Annotated in this window: 1 protein-coding gene; it reads left to right on the top strand. The window is 57.3% G+C overall.

Features of this window, described 5'->3' with window-relative positions; translation table 11 throughout:
• Nucleotides 1–2744 (top strand): T1SS-143 repeat domain-containing protein (locus BN1127_RS22445; RefSeq protein WP_197069651.1); only part of this gene is annotated, 2744 nt, incomplete at both ends.

The following is a 2744-nucleotide window of genomic DNA, read 5'->3' as shown; positions in this document are numbered from 1 at the left end:
CGCTTCGAGGACGATGGCCCCGTGCAGTCTGGTAATGGGCAAGGCCCCACTGTGCATGGCTCGGTACAGGAGGATGCCCTGACACTGGCTGGCGGTGCTCCCCATGAGGGCAACCATGAAGGGCCCGGGCAGACCACCACGGTCAGTGATACTTCGGGCTCTCTGAATACCTTGGTGGAATTCGGGGCCGATGGTCCTGGCGTATTCAGTCTGTCGAATAACGTCAGTTCACTGGTCTCACAAGGGCTGAGCAGCGGTGGCGTGGCGCTGAGTTATAGCGTGGCGGGCAATGTGTTGACAGCAACCGCAGGCGGGACAGTGATCTTCACCTTGACCGTGGCTGCTGACGGTGATTACTCCTTCACCCTGAAGGGACCGCTGGATCATCCTGTCAAGGAAGGGTTGCCGAATGGCGATAATGAGTTGCTGCCGGTACCTATCGACTTCTCGGGTGTCCTGGTTGCTACCGATGGGGATGGTGATCGGGTCCAGGGCTTCACGAAAGGGTCATTCGTCATCGATGTGCAGGATGATATTCCTGTGGCCCAAGATGACTACGCTACCGTGCTTGCCGGTCAGTCTCAGAACATCAATATGGTATTCGTGCTCGACTTCAGCGGCAGTATCGACAATAGCGAGCTGAACATCATGCTGGATGCAGTACGTACTGCAGGACAGGCGCTGTTCAATACCTCTGGTGGCCAAGTCAAGATCCAGATCGTGGCATTTTCCGGCGATTCCATCGCGTATTTGCCAACCGATAATGTCACCGCGTTCACTAATCTGGTTAATGCGTTGAACCCACAGGAGCCCGGCGGTATACGTCCATTCAATGGCAGCACCGACTTCACCGATGCCATTGAGCAGACCATGATCTCTTACACGCCGATCCCGGGTTGGAGTAACCAGGTGGTCTTCATCAGCGATGGTGACCCCAATGAACAAACCGGCCCAGGTGGTGCTTCACTCACCAACACGGTGGCAACCAACTGGAACAATTTCGTCGATACCAACCTGGTCAATGTCACCACCATAGGCATTGGCAATGGGATCAATGATGTCCGCCTGCAAGAAGTCGACCTGGATGCCGGCCCGAACAACATGCCGCTGCGGGTTAATAACTTCAGTGACCTGGTCAACACCCTGCTCAATCAGGTGATAGGCGGCCTGGTGCAAGGCAATGTGCTCAGCGGCTCAAACAATGTCGTGGGTGGTGGGGACGATGATGCCTATGGCGCTGATGGTCCAGGTTATATCCAGTCCATCAAGATTGGCGCGACCACCTACAGCTGGGACGGGGTGCTCGATGGCGATCAGCAGCTGACGGCCGTCACTACTCCCGCGGGTGGCAAGCTGAGCTTCAACTTCTCCACTGGGGCATGGAGTTATCAGGCTCCCGCCAATGTGAATGGTGATCTCACCGAAGACTTCCAATACATCCTGATCGATAAGGACGGCGATCCGGCCACGGCCACCCTGCATCTGTATGTCGAAGATGTGGGCTCGGTGCAGGCTTATGTCGATGAGGATGAGTTGCCAAGTGGGATCACTGATAGTGACAGCGTCACCAATAGCGTCAGTGGCACCGTTGCCCCCTTGATTGTCGGCCCGGACAATTCCGCGACCATCAGCCTCAACACTAATACCAGTGGTGTAACCCCGGCCAGTTCGGGTGGCGTGGCGCTGGTCTATACGGTAGTGGGTGATACCCTGACTGCCACGGCCAATGGGGCGACTGTGTTCACACTTCAGGTCGGTTCAAATGGCAGCTATCAGTTCAACTTGGTCAAGTCGCTGGATCATCCGCTGGGTAATGGCGATGACAACGAACTGCTGACCCTGGATTTCACCAGCAGCCTGAAGGCCACAGGCGGCACTGGCACCCTGGCCGGCAGCTTCCTGATCCATGTCGACGATGACAGCCCGACTGTGGATCTACTGCCGAATATCGGGGCCAGCGTAGTCGAGGGAGCGACCTACAACGGCACCTGGAGCAGCGGTTACGGTGCCGATGGAGCAGGCAGTACCAAGGTCTTGGTGGGTGCCAACGAATATGACCTGAACACCGATATCGCGTTGGCGAGCGGAACCCTGCGGGTGAACAGCGACGGTACCTGGCGCTTCCAGGCCGCCAATGGCCTGGATCAGGATGTGGTCAACAGCCAAAGCTTCTCGGTACGGGTGCGTGACTATGACCAGGACACGGTGACCGACAACATCACCATCGCCATTACCGATGCTGCTACCCCCACAGGGGGTACTGCCAGCAATACCGTGGATGAGGAAGGGCTGAGCAACGGCATTATTGGCGGTCCAAACGACGCAACCGGTGCGAATACAACAGTCACCGGTACTCTGGGCTACAACTTCGGTGGCGATGGCGCGGCGTCGACAGGTGCATTCACCTGGAGCACGGCGGGCTTGCCGGGATTAAGTTCGGGCGGAACAGCGCTGGTGTACTCGGTCAGTGCTGATGGGTTGACACTGACAGGTGCCAAGACGGGGGGAGGTGCGACAGTCTTCACCGTCAAGGTGACCGACTTGGCTACAGGTGCCTATGAGTTCAAGCTGTTGCTGCCGTTAGATCACTCGGCGCCGGTGTCGCCAGTCACTAGCGATGAGGATGATATCCCGCTGAGCTTCGGTTACACGGTAAAGGATGACGATGGCTCCACAGCCACAGGTAGCCTGGGTATCACCATCGACGATGACAGCCCGACTGTGGATCTACTGCCGAATATCGG

Source organism: Aeromonas media (assembly GCF_000819985.1).
GTDB lineage: Bacteria > Pseudomonadota > Gammaproteobacteria > Enterobacterales > Aeromonadaceae > Aeromonas > Aeromonas media.
This window is presented reverse-complemented; position numbering and strand designations above follow the sequence as displayed.